Origin of the sequence: Ornithinimicrobium humiphilum, assembly GCF_006716885.1 — a bacterium.
GTDB classification, from domain to species: Bacteria; Actinomycetota; Actinomycetes; order Actinomycetales; family Dermatophilaceae; genus Ornithinicoccus; species Ornithinicoccus humiphilus.
In genome coordinates, this window is the sequence record NZ_VFPU01000001.1 from 1,960,283 (window position 1) to 1,979,135 (window position 18,853).

General features: G+C 72.8%; 13 protein-coding genes. 6 read left to right on the top strand and 7 right to left on the bottom strand.

Annotated features, from left to right (window positions below):
- Positions 1-69: 69 nt before the first annotated feature.
- From whiA to uvrA, 6 genes are all read right to left on the bottom strand, one after another.
- Complete coding sequence (gene whiA / locus FB476_RS09285) at positions 70-1,050, bottom strand: DNA-binding protein WhiA (RefSeq protein WP_141818510.1); 981 nt, start codon at positions 1,048-1,050, stop codon at positions 70-72.
- A 142-nt stretch (positions 1,051-1,192) separates the two neighbouring features.
- Positions 1,193-2,155 (bottom strand): gluconeogenesis factor YvcK family protein, encoded by a 963-nt coding sequence (locus tag FB476_RS09290; RefSeq protein WP_141818511.1) that lies wholly within the window; start codon positions 2,153-2,155, stop codon positions 1,193-1,195.
- The gene (gene rapZ / locus FB476_RS09295) at positions 2,152-3,066 is read right to left on the bottom strand and encodes an RNase adapter RapZ (RefSeq protein WP_272949401.1); all 915 of its coding nucleotides are present in this window, start codon (positions 3,064-3,066) and stop codon (positions 2,152-2,154) included. Before rapZ ends, FB476_RS09290 begins: the two co-directional genes overlap by 4 nt.
- A 75-nt stretch (positions 3,067-3,141) precedes the next feature.
- Positions 3,142-5,094, bottom strand: a complete 1,953-nt coding sequence (gene uvrC, locus FB476_RS09300; protein WP_141818512.1) for an excinuclease ABC subunit UvrC — start codon at positions 5,092-5,094, stop codon at positions 3,142-3,144.
- On the bottom strand, positions 5,087-5,557 hold the full coding sequence (locus FB476_RS09305; protein WP_141818513.1) for a Rieske (2Fe-2S) protein: 471 nt from the start codon (positions 5,555-5,557) through the stop codon (positions 5,087-5,089). Before FB476_RS09305 ends, uvrC begins: the two co-directional genes overlap by 8 nt.
- Before the next feature lie 12 nt (positions 5,558-5,569).
- Positions 5,570-8,578 (bottom strand): excinuclease ABC subunit UvrA, encoded by a 3,009-nt coding sequence (gene uvrA / locus FB476_RS09310; RefSeq protein ID WP_141818514.1) that lies wholly within the window; start codon positions 8,576-8,578, stop codon positions 5,570-5,572.
- Positions 8,579-8,726: 148 nt separating this feature from the next.
- Between uvrA and gltB the strand changes: the two genes are divergently transcribed.
- The 6 genes from gltB (at position 8,727) to FB476_RS09335 (ending at position 17,757) form a co-directional block, all read left to right on the top strand.
- Entirely contained in the window at positions 8,727-13,292 is a 4,566-nt protein-coding gene (gltB, locus tag FB476_RS09315) for a glutamate synthase large subunit (protein WP_141818515.1), read from the top strand.
- A complete protein-coding gene (locus tag FB476_RS09320) occupies positions 13,285-14,742 on the top strand; it encodes a glutamate synthase subunit beta (RefSeq protein ID WP_141818516.1) in 1,458 nt (485 codons plus the stop codon). The genes gltB and FB476_RS09320 overlap by 8 nt, the downstream gene beginning before the upstream one ends.
- 154 nt (positions 14,743-14,896) lie before the next feature.
- Complete coding sequence (locus tag FB476_RS16965) at positions 14,897-15,547, top strand: FAD-dependent monooxygenase (RefSeq protein ID WP_238329641.1); 651 nt, start codon at positions 14,897-14,899, stop codon at positions 15,545-15,547.
- Entirely contained in the window at positions 15,463-16,119 is a 657-nt protein-coding gene (locus tag FB476_RS09325; RefSeq protein WP_238329642.1) for an FAD-dependent oxidoreductase, read from the top strand. Before FB476_RS16965 ends, FB476_RS09325 begins: the two co-directional genes overlap by 85 nt.
- Before the next feature lie 10 nt (positions 16,120-16,129).
- Positions 16,130-16,822: an MBL fold metallo-hydrolase gene (locus tag FB476_RS09330; RefSeq protein ID WP_141818517.1), complete on the top strand. Its 693-nt coding sequence runs from the start codon at positions 16,130-16,132 to the stop codon at positions 16,820-16,822.
- On the top strand, positions 16,819-17,757 hold the full coding sequence (locus FB476_RS09335; protein WP_238329643.1) for an EamA family transporter: 939 nt from the start codon (positions 16,819-16,821) through the stop codon (positions 17,755-17,757). The genes FB476_RS09330 and FB476_RS09335 overlap by 4 nt, the downstream gene beginning before the upstream one ends.
- 42 nt (positions 17,758-17,799) lie before the next feature.
- Here the strand turns inward: FB476_RS09335 and FB476_RS09340 are convergent, their stop codons facing one another.
- Complete coding sequence (locus FB476_RS09340; RefSeq protein ID WP_141818518.1) at positions 17,800-18,816, bottom strand: TerC/Alx family metal homeostasis membrane protein; 1,017 nt, start codon at positions 18,814-18,816, stop codon at positions 17,800-17,802.
- Between the last annotated feature and the right edge of the window lie 37 nt (positions 18,817-18,853).

The following is an 18,853-nucleotide window of genomic DNA, read 5'->3' on the forward strand; positions in this document are numbered from 1 at the left end:
GTCTATGAGGCCAACCTATCGGCCCTGGCGACTCCCCTCCAAGGCAGGGTGCCCGGCCAGGAGAGCTCGTCAGTCCTCGAACATGTCGGCCGTGAGGTTGGCCTCCGTGCCCTCGATGCCGAGCTCCTCGGCCCGCTTGTCGGCCATCGCCAGGAGGCGGCGGATCCGGCCCGCGACGGCGTCCTTGGTCATCGGCGGGTCGGCCAGCTGGCCGAGCTCCTCGAGCGAGGCCTGCTTGTGCTGCAGGCGCAGCTCGCCGGCCACCCGCAGGTGGTCGGGCACCTCCTCGCCCAGGATCTCCAGGGCCCGCTCCACGCGGGCCCCGGCGGCGACGGCCGCCCGCGCCGAGCGCCGCAGGTTGGCGTCGTCGAAGTTGGCCAGCCGGTTGGCGGTCGCGCGGACCTCCCGGCGCATCCGCCGCTCCTCCCAGGCGAGGACGGCGTCGTGGGCGCCCAGCCGCGTCAGCATGGCGCCGATGGCGTCGCCGTCGCGGATCACGACCCGGTCGACGCCCCGCACCTCGCGGGCCTTGGCCGAGATCCCCAGCCGGCGCGCGGCGCCGACCAGCGCCAGGGCGGCCTCCGGCCCGGGGCAGGTGATCTCCAGCGAGGAGGAGCGCCCCGGCTCGGTGATCGAGCCGTGCGCGAGGAAGGCCCCGCGCCAGGCGGCCTCGGCGTCGCAGACGGCCGCGCCGACGACCCGCGGGGGCAGGCCCCGGACCGGACGCCCGCGGTGGTCGATGAGGCCGGTCTGGCGCGCCAGCGACTCCCCGTCGGAGGTGGCGCGCACGACATACCTCGTCTGCTTGCGCAGCCCGCCGGGGCTCATGACGATGAGCTCGCTGCTGCTGCCGTAGACCTCGGCCATGAAGGCCCTCAGCCGGCGCGCGCTCTGGGCGGTGTCGAGCTCTGCCTCGATCACGATGCGCCCGCCGACGATGTGCAGCCCGCCGGCGAAGCGGAGCATGGTGGAGACCTCCGCCTTGCGGCAGCACGTCTTGGTCACCGGGAGCCTGCTCAGCTCGTCCTTGACCTTCGCGGTCATCGCCACAGCCGTCAACCTCCTGGTGCGCTCGGGCGGGGTGGTGGGCGGCGACCCGAGCCGGTCCCGCCCCGCGTCCGGCAGGCTACCTTGTCGCGGGCTCACCCCAGGCCTCCGTCCGGGCGGCCCGCCTCCCCCGTGGCCCGCTGGCTCACCCCACCGACCCCGAGATGATGTCGCGGTAGGCGGCCGCCAGCCGCAGGGTGTCGTGCAGGCCGGGTTCGCGGGCGCTGGCGACCGCGCTGACGACGAGCTCGGCCCCGACCAGGTCGGCGGCGGCCTCCAGGGCCTCCCTCTCGGCCTGGGTGCGGACCACCTGCGGGTCGGCGATGACGTGGTCGAAGCCCAGACCTGGCGCGTGGTCGACGAGGGCCGAGACGTGCTCGGCCACGGTGTAGCCGCTGGCCTCGTCGTCGTTGAGGCTGACGTTGAGGGTGAGGACCCGGGTCGCCGGGGTGTCCAGGAGGGCCTGGCGCAGCTCGGGCACGAGGAGGTGCGGCATGACCGAGGTGAACCACGACCCCGGACCGAGCACCACGACGTCGGCCAGCTTGATGGCCTCCAGGGCCTCGGGGCAGGCCGGGGGCGAGTCGGGGTGCAGGCGAACCCGTTCCACCTTGCCGGGGTGCTTGGCGACGCGGGACTGGCCCCGGACGGTGATCTCGGCCGGCTCCCCCATGTCGTCGGGCACGACGATGGTGGCCTCGATGTCGAGCGGCACCAGCGACATCGGCAGGACGCGACCGCGGGTGTTGAGGAGACGGCCGACGAGGTCCAGCCCGCGCACGTGCTGGTCGGGCAGCAGGTCCCAGAGCGCGGTGATGAGCAGGTTGCCGAGGGCGTGCCCGCCGAGGTCGCCGTTGCCCCGGAACCGGTGCTGCAGCACGGCGGACCACTGGTGGCCCCACTTGGTGTCCTCGCACAGGGCGGCCAGCGCCATCCGCAGGTCGCCGGGCGGGAGGATGTCGAACTCCTGGCGCAGCCGGCCGCTGGACCCGCCGTCGTCGGCGACCGTGACGATCGCGGTGATCGACTCCGTCATGTGGCGCAGCGCCTGGAGGGAGGCGGAGAGCCCGTGCCCTCCCCCCAGCGCGACGACACGGGACCCGGTCACTCGCGTCCCAGGTCTCGGTGGAAGGTGGTCAGCTGCACCCCGCTGTCCTCCAGGTCGCCGAGCCGCAGCGCGAGGTCCTCGGCGATGGCGACGGAGCGGTGCTTGCCACCGGTGCAGCCGACGGCGACCGTGACGAAGCGGCGGCCCTCGGCGAGGTAGCCGGCGACGGCGGCGCGCAGCATCCGCTCGGTGTGGTCCAGGAAGCTGCCGGCCAGCTCCTGGCCCAGCACGAAGTCGCGCACCGCGGCGTCCTTGCCGGTGTAGGGGCGCAGCGCGGGGTCCCAGTAGGGGTTGGGCAGGAAGCGCAGGTCGAGCACGATGTCGGCGTCGAGCGGGATGCCGTACTTGAAGCCGAAGGACATGACGGCCAGCCGCAGCCGCACGCGCACGCCCGTCTCGATGAGCGAGTCGACCTTCGCGCTGAGCTGGTGGACGTTGTAGTTGGTCGTGTCGACGACCACGTCGGCGTTGGAGCGCAGGTCGGCCAGCATGCGGCGCTCGCGCCGGATGCCGTCGAGGAGCAGCCCCTCCCCCTGCAGCGGGTGCGGGCGCCGCACGGCGTCGAAGCGCCGGACGAGGGCCTCGTCGGAGGCGTCGACGAAGACGACCCGGGGGCGCCAGCCGCGCTCGTTGAGGGCCTGCAGGGCGCCCGAGAGCTCGGTGGTGAAGTCGCGGCTGCGGACGTCGACCACCGCGGCCACCCGCTGCCGCTGGGGGTCGTCGGCGGTGAGCTCCATGAGCTCGACGATCATCGACGGCGGGAGGTTGTCGACGACGTACCAGCCGCGGTCCTCCAGCACGTCGCCCGCGGTCGTGCGCCCCGCGCCGGACATGCCGGTGAGGATGACGACGTCGTGACGGCGGGTGCCGTCACCCGTCGTGTCGGGCGCGGTGTCGGCGGTGCTGTCCAGCGGAGTCACGGTCCACCTGTCGTCTCGGGGGCTGGCGGGTCGGGCCCGACCTGGGGCGCCCGGCTCCGGGGCGCCTCAGTCCAGGACCTCGCCTGTGCTCAGGTTAACCGCCGGGCCGGGGTCGGCGCCCTGCAGCCTCGCGACGACCGCCGCGGCGACGGCCGGGCCGATGCCGGGCACCTCCTGCAGCTCCTCCACGCGGGCGCGGCGCAGCGCCTTGACCGACCCGAACCGCGCCAGCAGCGCCTGCTGGCGCGCCTTGCCCAGCCCGGGTATGCCGTCGAGCTGGCTCGTGGTCATCGAGCGGGAGCGGCGCTGCCGGTGGAAGGTGTTGGCGAAGCGGTGCGCCTCGTCGCGGACGCGCTGGAGCAGGTAGAGGCTCTCGCTGGTCCGGGGCAGCACGACGGGGTAGTCCTGCCCGGGGATCCAGACCTCCTCCAGCCGCTTGGCCAGGCCGACCACGGCCACGTCGTCGACGCCCACGGCCCGCAGCGCGGCCTGCGCGGCGTTGACCTGGGGCAGGCCGCCGTCGACGACGACCAGGTTGGGCGGGTAGCGGAACTTGGACGACTTCTCGTCGGCGCCGTCCTTGCCGGGTTTCCCCGGGTTCTTCTCGTCGTCGACGACCGGCGCGTTCTTGCCCTGGGACAGGTAGCGGAACCTGCGCGTCAGCACCTCGTGCATCGCCGCGGTGTCGTCGCCGGTGCCCTCGCGCACGATGAAGCGGCGGTACTCGGACTTGCGGGGCAGGCCGTCCTCGAAGACGACCATGGAGCCCACGACGTCGGTGCCCTGGACGTGGCTGATGTCGAAGGACTCGACGCGCAGCGGCGCCTCGTCGAGGTCGAGCAGCTCCTGGAGGTCCTGCAGCGCCTGCGAGCGGAGCGTCAGGTCGCCGGAACGGGCCACCTTGTGGCGAGCCAGCGACTGCTCCGCGTTGCGGGCGACCGTCTGCATGAGCGTGCGCTTGTCGCCGCGCTGCGGCACGCGGATCCGGACCCGCGCGCCCCGCAGCCCGCTGAGCCACTCCTCCAGCTCGGCGTGGTCGGTCGGGAGCACCGGGACGAGCACCTCGCGCGGCACGTCGTCGCCGCGCTCGCCGCCGTAGACCTGCTGGAGCAGGTGCTCGACGATCGAGGCGAGGTCCTCGGCCCCCTTCTCCGAGACCCAGCCGCGCTGGCCGCGCACCCGTCCGCCGCGGACGATGAAGACCTGGACGGCCACCTCGAGCTCGTCGTCGGCCAGGGCGTAGACGTCGGCGTCGGTGGCGTCGGGGAGCACGACGGCGGAGCGCTCCAGCGCCCGCCGGAGCGCGCCGACGTCGTCGCGCAGCCGGGCGGCGGTCTCGAAGTCGAGCTCGGCCGAGGCGGCCCTCATCCGGTCCTCGATGCGGCGCACGAAGCGCTCGCCGTCGCCCGCCATGAAGTCGCAGAAGTCCTCGGCGATCGCGCGGTGCTCCTCCGCCGAGACCCGTCCCACGCAGGGGGCGGAGCACTTGTCGATGTAGCCGAGCAGGCACGGCCGGCCGGTCTGCTCCGCGCGCCGGAAGACCCCCGCGGAGCAGGTGCGCACCGGGAACACCCGCAGCAGGGTGTCGAGGGTCTCGCGGATGGCCCAGGCGTGCGCGTAGGGACCGAAGTAGCGGGTGCCGGGCCGCTTGCGGCCCCGCATCACCTGGGCCCGGGGGTACTCCTCCCCCATCGTCACGGCCAGGTAGGGGTAGGACTTGTCGTCGCGGTACTTGACGTTGAACCGCGGGTCGAACTCCTTGATCCAGGAGTACTCGAGCTGCAGCGCCTCGACCTCGTTGCGGACGACGGTCCACTCGACGCTGGCGCCCGTGGTGACCATCTGCCGGGTCCGCGGGTGCAGCGCCGAGATGTCCTGGAAGTAGGAGGACAGGCGCGAGCGCAGCGACCGCGCCTTGCCGACGTAGATGACACGACCGTGCTGGTCGCGGAAGCGGTAGACGCCCGGCTCGGTGGGGATCTCACCGGGGCGCGGGCGGTAGCTCCGCGGGTCAGCCACGGATCTGCAGGTCGCCGCCGTCGAGGGTGACCGTGCGCGCCGTCAGCCCGGTCTCGGCCGGCCCGTCGACGACGTCGCCGGTGGCCGGGTCGAAGGCGCTGCCGTGGCACGGGCACACCACCCGGCCGTCCTCGAAGAGCGAGGCGGCGCAGCCCTGGTGCGGGCAGGTCGCGTCGTAGGCGTGGAACTCGCCCTCCGTCGGCTGGGTCACCACGAGCCCGGGGTCGGCGTAGTAGGTCGCCCCGCCCACGGGCGTGTCGGCGGCCGGCACCGTCACGGTGCCGTCGTCGGCGACCGTGGGCTCCGACCCCCCGCCGTCCGGCCCGCAGCCCGCGAGCGCGGTGACGCCGGCGGGGACGAGCGCCGTGGCACCCGCGGCCCGCAGCACCTGGCGCCGCGAGGCGCAGCAGGTGCGCGCGGCGCCCGGCCCCTGGTCCGCCGGGACGGTCGACAGGTCTGGCATGCTTCCTCCTCCTCAGGCGCTGGTGCGACGACGGTTCTGGCGCACCGGACCGCTCCCGGCCTCGAGCAGCGGCGCCAGGAAGGCACCGGTGTGGCTGGTGGGGTGGGCGGCCACCGTCTCGGGCGTGCCCTCGACGACGACGGTACCGCCCCCGTTGCCACCCTCGGGCCCCATGTCGACGATCCAGTCGGCCGACTTGATGACGTCGAGGTTGTGCTCGATGACGATCACCGTGTTGCCCTTGTCGACCAGGCCCTGCAGGACGCCGAGGAGCCTGTTGATGTCCTCGAAGTGCAGGCCGGTGGTCGGCTCGTCGAGCACGTAGATGGTGCGCCCCGACGACCGCTTCTGGAGCTCGGAGGCGAGCTTGACCCGCTGCGCCTCGCCGCCGGAGAGCGTCGTGGCGGGCTGGCCGAGGCGCACGTAGCCGAGGCCGACCTGCACCAGCGTCGTCAGGTGCCGGCTGATGACGGGCACCGCGGCGAAGAACTCGGCCGCCTCCTCGATCGGCATGTCGAGGACGTCGGCGATCGTCTTGCCCTTGAAGTGCACCTCGAGGGTCTCGCGGTTGTAGCGGCGGCCGTGGCACACCTCGCACGGGACGTAGACGTCCGGCAGGAAGTTCATCTCGATCTTCAGCGTGCCGTCGCCCGAGCAGGCCTCGCACCGGCCGCCCTTGACGTTGAACGAGAAGCGGCCGGGCAGGTAGCCGCGCACCTTCGCCTCGGTCGTCTCGGCGAAGAGCTTGCGGACGTGGTCGAAGACGCCGGTGTAGGTCGCCGGGTTGCTGCGCGGCGTGCGGCCGATCGGGCTCTGGTCGACGTGCACGACCTTGTCGAGCTCCTCCAGCCCCTCGACCCGCCGGTGGCGCCCCGGCACGTGACGCGCGCCGTTGAGCTGGTTGGCCATGACGTGGTAGAGGATGTCGTTGACCAGCGTGGACTTGCCCGAGCCGGACACGCCGGTCACGGCGACCAGGTTGCCCAGGGGGAACGACACGTCGATGTTGCGCAGGTTGTTCTCCCGCGCGCCGCGCACGGTCACCACGCGGCCGTCCTGGGGACGACGCCGGGCAGGGACCGGGATGCTCCGGCGCCCGGAGATGTACTGGCCGGTCAGGGAGTCCGGGTGCGTGCGCAGCTCCTCGACGGACCCGCTGTGCACCACGTGACCGCCGTGCTCGCCGGCGCCGGGGCCGATGTCGACCACCCAGTCGGCGACGGCGATGGTGTCCTCGTCGTGCTCGACGACGATGAGCGTGTTGCCCAGGTCGCGCAGCCTGGTCAGCGTCTCGATGAGCCGGTGGTTGTCGCGCTGGTGGAGCCCGATGCTCGGCTCGTCGAGGACGTAGAGGACGCCGACCAGGCCGGAGCCGATCTGCGTGGCCAGGCGGATGCGCTGCGCCTCGCCGCCCGACAGGGTGCCGGCGGGACGCGCCAGCGAGAGGTAGTCGAGGCCCACGTCGAGCAGGAAGCCCAGGCGGGCCGCGATCTCGCGGTTGACCTGCCCGGCGATGGCCAGCTCGCGCGGCGTGTAGTCGACGGAGGCGAGGAACTCCGCGCACCGGTCGATCGGCATCTCGCAGACCTCGGCGATGCTCTTGCCGCCGACCAGCACGGCGAGGATCTCCGGCTTGAGCCGGGCACCCTTGCACGCCGGGCACGGGACCGAGCGCATGAAGCCCTCGTAGCGCTCCCGGCTGCTGTCGGACTCGGTCTCGGCGTGCTTGCGCTTGACGTAGGGGATGACGCCCTCGAAGCCGGTGGAGTAGCTGCGCTCGCGGCCGAAGCGGTTGCGGTAGCTGACGTGCACCTTGTGCTTGTAGCCGTGCAGGATCGCGTCCTTGGCCCGCGCGGGCAGCTGGCGCCACGGCACGTCGAGGCGGAACTTCAGGTCCTCGGCGAGGCCGCCCAGCACCCGCTGGTGGTACTCGTTGAGGCCCGAGGTGGTCGACCACGGGATGAGCGCACCCTCGAGGATGGAGGTGTCCTCGCTGCGGATCACCAGCTCGGGGTCGACCTCGAGCTCGGAGCCGATGCCCGTGCACTCGGCGCAGGCGCCGAACGGGCTGTTGAAGGAGAAGCTGCGCGGCTCGAGCTCGTCGATGCCGAGCGGGTGCTCGTTGGGGCAGGCCATCCGCTCCGAGAAGCGGCGCTCGCGCGGGAGGGGCCGGCCCTCGGCGTCGAGCGGCGCGGGGCGCGAGCCGGCGTCCGCCCCGTCGGCGGGGACGTCGACGAACTCGGCGAGCACGATGCCGTCGGCCAACCGCATCGCGGTCTCGACCGAGTCGGTGAGCCGGCGCAGGTGGGAGCTGTCGGGGGTGCCGTCGGCGCCGCGCTTGGAGACCAGCCGGTCCACCACCACCTCGATGGTGTGCTTGCGCTGCTTCTCCAGGGTGGGCGGCGTCGCGAGCTGGACGACCTCGCCGTCGACCCGCGCGCGGGCGAAGCCGGAGGCCTGGAGCTCGGAGAAGAGGTCGACGAACTCGCCCTTGCGGCCGCGCACGACGGGGGCGAGCAGCTGGAAGCGGACGCCCTCGGGCAGCTCGAGGAGGCGGTCGACGATCTGCTGGGCGGTCTGGCGCTCGACCGGCTCGCCGCAGACCGGGCAGTGCGGGCGCCCGACACGGGCGTAGAGCAGTCGCAGGTAGTCGTAGACCTCGGTGATGGTGCCGACGGTCGACCGCGGGTTGCGGTTGGTCGACTTCTGGTCGATGGAGACCGCGGGCGAGAGGCCCTCGATGAAGTCGACGTCGGGCTTGTCGAGCTGGCCGAGGAACATCCGGGCGTAGGCCGACAGCGACTCGACGTAGCGGCGCTGCCCCTCGGCGAAGATGGTGTCGAACGCGAGGCTGGACTTGCCGGAGCCGGACAGCCCGGTGAAGACGACGAGGGAGTCGCGCGGGATGTCGACGGAGACGTTCTTGAGGTTGTGCTCGCGAGCGCCGCGCACCTCGATCCGGTCGTGGCGCGGGCGGACGGGCGCGGTCGGGTGGACGGAGGGAGACGGCACGGGGTTCATGGTAGGTCGCTCTCCTGACACACCCGACCGACTGTCCTTTTCATGCACACCCCTGCATATGTATGCTGCTCCAGATCCCTCGTCGGGCAGCGCCGCCCGCACGTTCCGTCCGGCGCCCCATGGTTGCCCCTCCAGATCGGGAACACACATGTCCTCGACGACGTACACGCGTTCCGCCGTCTCCGGCCCACCGGGCCAGGGGCTCTACGACGGCGCCCACGAGCACGACGCCTGCGGTGTCGCCTTCGTGGCGATGCTCGACGGGGTTCCCCGCCACTCGGTCGTGCAGCAGGCGCTGACCGCGCTGCACAACCTCGACCACCGCGGTGCCGTCGGCTCCGAGGAGAACACCGGCGACGGCGCCGGGATCCTCACCCAGCTGCCGGACGCCTTCTTCCGCGACGAACTGCCCTTCGAGCTGCCCGAGCAGGGCCGCTACGCCGCGGGCATCGTCTTCCTGCCCGCCGACTCCGCCGACGCGGTGCAGGCCGAGGTCGACGAGATCGTCGCCGCCTCCGGCCTGCAGGTGCTCGGGTGGCGCGACGTCCCCGTCGTCTCCGACATGGTCGGTCCCACCGCCCTGTCCGTCATGCCCGTCATGCGCCAGCTGTTCGTCACCGGCGCGGGCGAGGCGGCGACCGAGAGCGGCCTCGACCTCGAGCGTCGGGTGTGGCTGGCCCGCAAGCGGATCGAGCGGCGCACCGCGGCCTACCCCGTCTCGCTGTCCTCGCGCACCATCACCTACAAGGGGATGCTCACCACCGACCAGCTGCCGGCCTACTTCCCGGACCTGCTCGACGCGCGCTACGCGAGCGCCCTCGCGGTCGTGCACTCGCGCTTCTCCACCAACACCTTCCCGTCGTGGCCGCTGGCCCACCCCTACCGGATGATCGCCCACAACGGCGAGATCAACACCGTCAAGGGCAACCGCAACTGGATGAACGCGCGCCAGTCGCGCCTGGAGAGCGACGCCTTCCCCGGTCCGCTCGCCGACGCGCTGCCGATCTGCACGCCCGAGGCCAGTGACTCGGCGACCTTCGACGAGGTCCTGGAGCTGCTGCACCTGGGCGGCCGGTCGCTCCCCCACGCGGTGCTCATGATGATCCCGGAGGCGTGGGAGAACCACGCCACCATCGACCCCGACGTCCAGGCGTTCTACGAGTACCACTCGATGCTCATGGAGCCCTGGGACGGCCCGGCCAACCTGGTCTTCACCGACGGCACCCTCGTCGGCTCCGTCCTCGACCGCAACGGCCTGCGCCCGTCCCGCTACTGGGTGACCGACGACGGCCTGGTCGTGCTCGGCTCCGAGACCGGTCTGCTGCCGATCCCCGACGAGAAGGTCGTGCGCAAGGGTCGCGTCAAGCCCGGCCGCATGTTCCTCGTCGACCTCGCGAAGGGCGAGATCGTCGACGACGACGCGCTCAAGCGCGAGCTCGCCGCCCGCGCCCCCTACCGCGAGTGGCTCGACGCCAACCTGGTCCGCCTGGAGACCCTGCCCGACCAGGTGCACGTCCGGCACACCCACGCGTCCGTGGCCCGCCGTCAGCAGATCTTCGGCTACACCGAGGAGGAGCTGCGCATCCTGCTCGCGCCGATGGCGCAGAGCGGCACCGAGCCCATCGGCGCGATGGGCACCGACACGCCCATCGCAGCCATCTCCGACCGGCCGCGCCTGCTCTTCGACTACTTCGTCGAGGCGTTCGCGCAGGTCACCAACCCGCCGCTCGACGCGATCCGCGAGGAGATCGTCACCTCCCTCGTCGGCTCGACCGGCCCGGAGCCGAACCTGCTCGAGGAGACCCCGGCGCACGCCCGCCAGGTCGTCCTGGACTTCCCCGTCATCGACAACGACCAGCTGGCCAAGCTGCGCCGCCTCAACATCTCCGGGCACCAGGACCTCGGCGCGACCGTGGTCCGCGGCCTCTACCGCGTCGACGGCGGCGCCGCCGCGCTCGAGAGCCGCCTGGAGGAGATCTGCGCCGAGGTGGACGCGGCCGTCGAGGCCGGCGCCTTCTTCGTCGTCCTCTCCGACCGGCACGCCGACCGCGAGCACGCGCCGATCCCGTCGCTGCTGCTGACCAGCGCGGTCCACCACCACCTGGTCCGCAACAACACCCGCACCCGGGTCGGCCTGCTCGTCGAGGCCGGCGACGTCCGCGAGGTGCACCACGTGGCCCTGCTCGTCGCCTACGGCGCCGCCGCGGTCAACCCCTACCTCGCCATGGAGTCGGTGGAGACGCTGTGCTCGGCCGGCAAGCAGCTGGACGGGCTCGACCCCGACGTCGCGATCCGCAACCTCATCAAGGCGCTGGGCAAGGGCGTGCTCAAGGTGATGTCCAAGATGGGCATCTCCACCATCGCCTCCTACCGCGGCGCGCAGACCTTCGAGGCCGTGGGCCTGTCCCGCGAGCTGGTCGACCGGTGGTTCACCGGCACGACCAGCCAGATCGACGGGGTCGGGCTCGAGGTGCTCGCCCAGGAGGTCGCGCTGCGGCACGCCACGGCCTACCCCCTCTCGGGCATCCCGCCCTACCACCGCACCCTCGACATCGGTGGCGAGTACCAGTGGCGCCGGGAGGGTCCGCCGCACCTCTTCTCCCCCGAGGCGGTCTTCCGCCTGCAGCACTCGACGAAGGCGCAGCGCTACGACGTCTTCCAGCAGTACACGCAGCTGGTGGACGACCAGTCCGAGCGGCTGATGACCCTGCGCGGGCTGTTCTCGCTGCGTCCCGACCGGGAGCCGGTGCCGATCGAGGAGGTCGAGCCGATCAGCTCGATCGTCACGCGCTTCGCGACCGGTGCCATGTCCTACGGCTCCATCTCCCAGGAGGCGCACGAGACCCTCGCGATCGCGATGAACCGGCTGGGCGGCAAGTCCAACACCGGTGAGGGCGGCGAGGACGTCGAGCGCCTGCTCGACCCCGAGCGTCGCTCGGCGATCAAGCAGGTGGCCTCGGGCCGGTTCGGCGTCACCTCGGCCTACCTGACCCACGCCGACGACATCCAGATCAAGATGGCCCAGGGAGCCAAGCCGGGCGAGGGCGGCCAGCTGCCCCCCGGCAAGGTCTACCCGTGGGTGGCGAAGACCCGGCACTCCACGCCGGGCGTCGGGCTCATCTCGCCCCCGCCCCACCACGACATCTACTCGATCGAGGACCTCAAGCAGCTCATCCACGACCTCAAGAACGCCAACCCCCGGGCGCGCATCCACGTCAAGCTCGTCAGCCAGGTCGGCGTCGGCACCGTGGCGGCGGGCGTGGCCAAGGCCAAGTCGGACGTCGTCCTCATCTCCGGCCACGACGGCGGTACCGGCGCCAGCCCGCTCACCTCGCTCAAGCACGCGGGCACCCCGTGGGAGCTCGGCCTGGCCGAGACGCAGCAGACGCTGCTGCTCAACGGGCTGCGTGACCGGATCGTCGTGCAGTGCGACGGCCAGCTCAAGACCGGGCGGGACGTGCTCGTCGCGGCCCTGCTCGGCGCCGAGGAGTTCGGCTTCGCCACCGCCCCGCTGGTGGTGTCCGGCTGCGTGATGATGCGGGTCTGCCACCTCGACACCTGCCCCGTCGGCGTCGCGACGCAGAACCCCGAGCTGCGCGACCGCTACACCGGCAAGGCCGAGCACGTGGTCACCTTCTTCGAGTTCATCGCCCAGCAGGTGCGCGAGCTCCTGGCCTCGCTCGGCTACCGCAGCCTGGACGAGGTCATCGGTCGCGCCGACCTGCTCGACACCTCCAGGGCCCTGGAGCACTGGAAGGCGCAGGGCCTGGAGCTGGCCCCGGTCCTGCACGTGCCGGACCTGCCCGAGGGGGCCTCCCGCCGCAGCGCGGTCCCCCAGGACCACGGCCTGGAGGCGGCGCTGGACAACCAGCTCGTCGAGGCCGCGCGACCGGCCCTCGAGGACGGCACGCCGGTCACCGCGTCCTTCCCGGTGACCAACGTCAACCGCACGGTCGGCACCCTGCTCGGGCACCACGTCACCCGCGCGGCCGGGCCGGACGGCCTGCCGGACGGCACGATCGACCTGACCTTCACCGGCTCCGCCGGCCAGTCCTTCGGCGCCTTCCTGCCGCGGGGCGTGACCCTGCGTCTGGTGGGCGACGCCAACGACTTCGTGGGCAAGGGCCTCTCGGGCGGCCGGATCGTCGTCCGCCCGCCGGAGGTGGCGCCGCTGGACGGCGACCAGGTCATCGCCGGCAACGTCATCTGCTACGGCGCGACGTCCGGCCAGGTCAACCTGCGGGGCACGGTCGGCGAGCGCTTCTGCGTCCGCAACTCCGGCGCGACCGCGGTCGTGGAGGGTGTGGGCGACCACGCCCTCGAGTACATGACCGGCGGCCGGGCCCTCATCCTGGGCCCGACCGGCCGGAACATCGGCGCCGGCATGTCGGGCGGCACGGCCTTCGTGCTCGACCTCGACCCCGCCCTCGTCAACCCGCTGGCCGCCGCCGGCAAGGACCTGCACCTCGACCCGCTGACCGAGACCGGGCACGTGGAGGAGGTCCGCGCGCTGATCGCCGAGCACCTCGAGCTCACGGGCAGCAGCACCGCCGCCGCCCTGCTCGCCGACGACGACTGGGCGCAGCGCATCACCGTCATCACCCCCCGCCAGTACGCGAGCGTCCTGCGCATCCGCCGCGAGGTGGAGGAGCGCGGCGAGGACCCCAACGGCCCGCACGCCTGGCAGCTCATCCTGGAGGACTCGCATGGCTGACCCCAAAGGCTTCCTGACCTACCGGGAGCGGGAGAACCGCCCCAGCCGCCCGGTGCCGGTCCGCATCCAGGACTGGAAGGAGGTGCACGGCGAGCAGGAGACCAAGGTCCTGCAGCGCCAGGCGAGCCGCTGCATGGACTGCGGCATCCCCTTCTGCCACACCGGCTGCCCGCTGGGCAACCTCATCCCGGAGTGGAACGACCACACCCGTCGGGCCAACTTCGCCGACGCGATCGAGCGGCTGCACGCGACCAACAACTTCCCGGAGTTCACCGGGCGGCTGTGCCCCGCGCCGTGCGAGACGGCCTGCGTGCTGGGGATCAACCAGCCGCCGGTGACGATCAAGCAGATCGAGGTCTCGATCATCGACCGGGCCTTCTCCAACGGCCGCGTCACGCCGCAAGAGCCCGAGTGGCTGAGCGGCCGCACCGTCGCCGTCGTGGGCTCCGGTCCCGCCGGCCTGGCCGCCGCCCAGCAGCTCGGCCGCGCCGGGCACACGGTCGTGGTCTACGAGCGTTCGGACGCCGTCGGCGGCCTGCTCCGCTACGGCATCCCCGAGTTCAAGATGGAGAAGTCGGTCCTCGACCGGCGCCTCGTCCAGCTGCGCGGCGAGGGCATCCGCTTCGTCACCGGCGTGACGATCGGCGGCGACGGGCCCGACGACCTGTCGCTGGACGAGTTGCGGGAGCGTTTCGACGCCGTCGTCCTGGCCACCGGGTCGACCGTCCCGCGGATGCTCGACGTGCCCGGCGCCGACCTCGACGGCGTGCACGCGGCGATGAACTACCTGGTCCCCGCCAACCGCGAGGCGCTCGGCGCGGCGCGGGGCATCGACGCCGAGGGCAAGGACGTCGTCATCATCGGCGGCGGCGACACCGGGGCCGACTGCCTCGGCACCGCCCACCGGCACGGTGCGAGGAGCGTCCTGCAGCTGGAGATCCTCCCCACGCCCCCGACCGAGCGTCCGGCCGACCAGCCCTGGCCGACCTACCCGATGCTCTACAAGGTCTCCGAGGCGCACGAGGAGGGCGGCGACCGAGCCTTCGGCGTCTCGACCGTCGAGATCCTCGGCACCGACGGCCGCGTGAGCGGCGTCCGGATGGCCGACGCCCGGCTCAGCGGCGGTCGCGTCGAGATCGTGCCCGGCACCGAGCGCGACATCCCGGCGCAGCTCGTGCTGCTGGCCATGGGCTTCGTCGGGCCGGACGAATCGGCCGCCCCCGCCGAGCTGCTCCCCCGCACCCCCCGCAACACCTACGAGCGCGACGCGCAGTTCGCGACCCCGCTCGAGGGCGTCTTCGCGGCGGGCGACTGCGGACGCGGTCAGTCGCTCATCGTGTGGGCGATCGCCGAGGGCCGGGCGGCCGCGGCCGCGGTGGACCGCTACCTCACCGGGAGCACGACCCTGCCGGCCCCGATCCGCTCGACGGACCGTCCGTTGACCGTCTGACGGCCCCGGTCGGGCCCGCCCGACCGGACCGCCTCGACCGCCGGCCGGTGGGACCTCCCCACCGGCCGGCGGAACGGCATACCCTGAGGTCCTGGGGTTGCCGACGGCGTGACACCACCCGGGTGCCGTGCGTCGCTCCCGGAAGGAGCGCCTGGTGGCCGGTAGGGCGGTCGTCACGGCGGGCGGGACCCTGGAGCCCCTCCCGCCGGACGAGCGCGTCCTCGTGGTCGGTGCCGGCCCCGTCGGGCAGACCGCCGCCCTGCTGCTGGCGCGCTACGGCATACCGGTGACCGTGCTGGAGGCCCGGCAGCGGCGCGAGCCGGTGGGCAGCCGGTTGATCTGCCAGCAGCGCGACGTGCTCGACGTGTGGTCGTGGTGCGGCGCCACGACGATCGTGCGCGAGGGCCTGACCTGGCGGCGCGCCCGGACCTTCTACCGCGACCGCGACCTCTTCGCCCTCGACCTGCCGGACCCGGGCGACAGCCCGCTCCCCCCGTTCGTCAACATCTCCCAGGCCCGCACCGAGGAGGTGCTGGACGCGCTCCTCGAGGCGGAGCCGCTCGTCGACGTCCGCTGGGGGCACGAGGTGCAGGTCATCACGCAGGACGCCGACGGCGTCACGCTCGGTGTCCGCACCGCGCACGGCGAGGAGCAGGTCCCGGGCGGGGGCTCAACGCCGGCGTCGCCGACGTGGACAACCTGGCGTGGAAGCTCGCGGCCGTGCTCCGTGGGTGGGCTCCCCCGTCGCTGCTCGACAGCTACGAGGCCGAGCGGGTCGCGGCGGCCCGCGAGAACCTCGAGGTGACGACCGCGACGATGGACTTCCTGGTGCCGAGGTCGCCGGAGAGGAGGGCGAGGCGGCAGCAGGTGCTGGACCGGGCGGTCGACGACGCCGCGGCCCGGTCGCAGATCGACTCCGGACGGCTCTACGAGTCCTTCTGGTACGTCGACTCCCCGCTCACGACGCCCGATCCGTCGCGTCCGTGGCCGGGCCGGCCCCCGCGCGGGGCCCCTCCGGCACCGGTGCCCGGCGTCATCGTGCCGGACTCGGCCGTGCACGGGACTCCGGGTGACGCGGCCTCTCCCGGCAGCCGGTTGCGCGCGCTGGTCCGGGGACGGCTGTCGGTGCTCGCCGATGCCCCCGGCACCGCGGCCCGGGCGCTGGCGGTCCTGCGACGGACGCTGCCTCCGCAGGTGCCGCTGGCCGCTCTCGACCTCTCGTCCCTGCCGGGCGGGGACCCGGTCCGCGCCGGGCTGGCGTGGGAGCCGGGCGACCTGTGGCTGGTCAGGCCCGACGCGCACACCGCGGCGCGGGTCCGCTCTGAGGACGAGCTCGTGGTGGCGGCCACCCGGGTGCTGGGAGGGTCCGAACCGTAGACTCGCGCGCATGAGCGATCCTGGCGACGACGACCGCGGCCACGTCACCCCCGGGAGCGCGCCCTGGCGGCTGGACCTGGCCGGTGCGACGGTGCACAAGCTCAGCGTGTCCGAGATGGACAACAACGTCTACCTGCTGACCTGCACGGCCACCGGCGAGCGGCTGCTCGTCGACGCCGCCGACGACGCGGACCGGATCCTCGACCTGCTCCGCAGCACCTCGGCGGACGGCAGCACGACGCTGGGCCAGCTGGTGACGACCCACCAGCACTGGGACCACCACCGGGCCCTGCCCGAGGTGGTGGCCGCCACCGGAGCGACCACCCTCGCGGGCGCGGACGACGCCGACGCCCTCCCGGTGCCCGCGGACCGGCGGCTCGAGGACGGCGACACCGTGCGCGTGGGGGACCTCGTCCTCGACGTCGTCGGTCTGCGCGGGCACACGCCCGGATCGGTCGCCCTCGCGCTGACGGCCGGCGGCGACGTGCCCCGCACGGTGCTCTTCACGGGTGACAGCCTCTTCCCGGGCGGCCCGGGCAGGACGCGGGCGCCCGAGGACTTCACCTCGCTCATGGACGACCTCGAGGCGCGCGTCTTCGGCGTCTACGACGACACCGCGCTCGTCCTGCCCGGCCATGGCGACAACACCGTGCTGGGTCGCGAGCGGCCGCAGCTGGGCAGCTGGCGGGCCCGCGGCTGGTGAGCGGCTCCGTCCTGGCGTCCCGTCGACCGGGCGGGGCGCACCCCGTCGTGCTCGTCCTGCTCGCCGTGGGATCGGTGCAGCTCGGCGGTGCCCTCGCGGCGACCCTCCTGCCGCTGGTCGGCGTGTTCGGCTCCGTGGCGCTGCGCCTGGGGCTGGCCGCGCTGATCCTCGTGGCGGTCGTGCGGCCGCGGGTCCGGGGCCGCAGCCGCTCCGACTGGGCCGTGGTGCTGCTCTTCGCGCTGGCCCTCACCGCGATGAACCTGACGTTCTACGGCAGCCTGACCCGGCTCCCCATCGGGGTCGCGGTGACGATCGAGTTCCTCGGCCCCCTGGCCCTGGCGGCCGTCCTGTCCCGACGAGCGCGTGACCTGGGCGCCGTCGCCGCTGCGCTCGTGGGCGTGGTGCTCATCTCGGAGGCGCTGACCACCCCCTGGGCCGAGCTCGACCTGGTGGGCATCCTGCTGGCCCTGGCCGCGGGCGCGTGCTGGTCGGCCTACATCGTCCTCAGCCGGCACACCGGGGCGCGCTTCGCCGGCCTGGACGGCATCGCGCTGTGCATGATCATCGGGGCGGTCCTGACCCTGCCCGTGGGCCTGGTCACCGCGGGCTCGGCGCTCTGGACCACGGAGGCCCTGGCCCGGGGTCTGGGCATCGCCCTGCTCTCCTCGGCCATCCCCTACAGCCTGGAGCTCATGGCGCTCCGGAGCCTGTCGGCCGGCACCTTCGGCGTGATGCTCAGCCTGGAGCCCGCCGCAGCCGCGCTGGCCGGCCTGCTCGTGCTCGGTCAGGTGCTCTCGTGGGTCCAGGTCGGGGGTATGGCGTTGGTCGTCGTCGCGAGCGTGCTGGTCCTCGGGCGGCCCACCAGCCGCGGGGGCGGCACCCCCAACGCCGACCCCGGCGACGGCGGGCACCTCGACAGCGCGTCGGCCGGCTGAGACCTCCCCGCCGGTCCGGGCGGCCGCCCCGGGTGTCGGTCCTCAGTCCTGCGGCTCGCCCCGCCGGGCGGCGGCGCGGCGCTTGCCTCGGGTCCGCGCCAGGCTGGCGATGGCGGTGACGCCGAGGATGACCAGGATGGCGCCGAGCGAGAACCAGATCGGAATGTCCCAGACCGGGACGTGCTCGCCGCCGTTGATGAACGGCAGCTCGTTCTCGTGCAGGGCGTGGAGGATGAGCTTGACCCCGATGAAGGCGAGCAGCACGGCCAGGCCGAGGCCCAGGTAGACGAGGCGCTTGAGCAGGTCGCCGAGCAGGAAGTAGAGCTGGCGCAGACCCATGAGCGCGAAGACGTTGGCCATCAGCACCAGGTAGGGCTCCTGGGTCAGGCCGAAGATCGCGGGGATGGAGTCGAGCGCGAAGAGCAGGTCGGTGGTGCCCAGCGCGATGACGACGATGGCCATCGGGGTGAGCACCCGCTTGCCGTTCTCGAGCGCCCGCAACCTGGTGCCGTGGTCCCACGACTGGGTGACGGGGAAGCGCTTCTCGATCGCCCGGAGCAGGGCGTTCTCCTGGAAGTCCTCGTCGTCCTCCTCGCCGTGGCCGATGTTCTCCTTGGCCAGCTTCACCGCGGTGTAGATGAGGAAGGCACCGAAGATGTAGAAGATCCACGACCACTGGTTGATGGCCGCCGCGCCGACGAGGATGAAGATGCCACGCATGACGAGCGCCATGACGATCCCCACCATCAGCGCGAACTGCTGGTACTTCCTCGGCACGCCGAACTTGGCCATGATGATGAGGAAGATGAAGAGGTTGTCGATCGACAGCGAGTACTCCGTCAACCAGCCCGCGAAGAACTCACCGGCGTGCTGCCCTCCGCTGAAGACCCAGACGCCCAGGCCGAAGAGGACGGCCGCCGCGATGTAGACGCCGAGCGCGATGCTGACCTCCCGCCGCGACGGCTCGTGCGGGCGCCGCCCGAGGACGAGGAGGTCGAACGCGAAGACCACGACGACGACGACGAGGGTGACGATCCACACCCACGAGGGGATGCTCATGCAGGGCACCTTCCGGTCAGGGGACGACCGGAGGTCT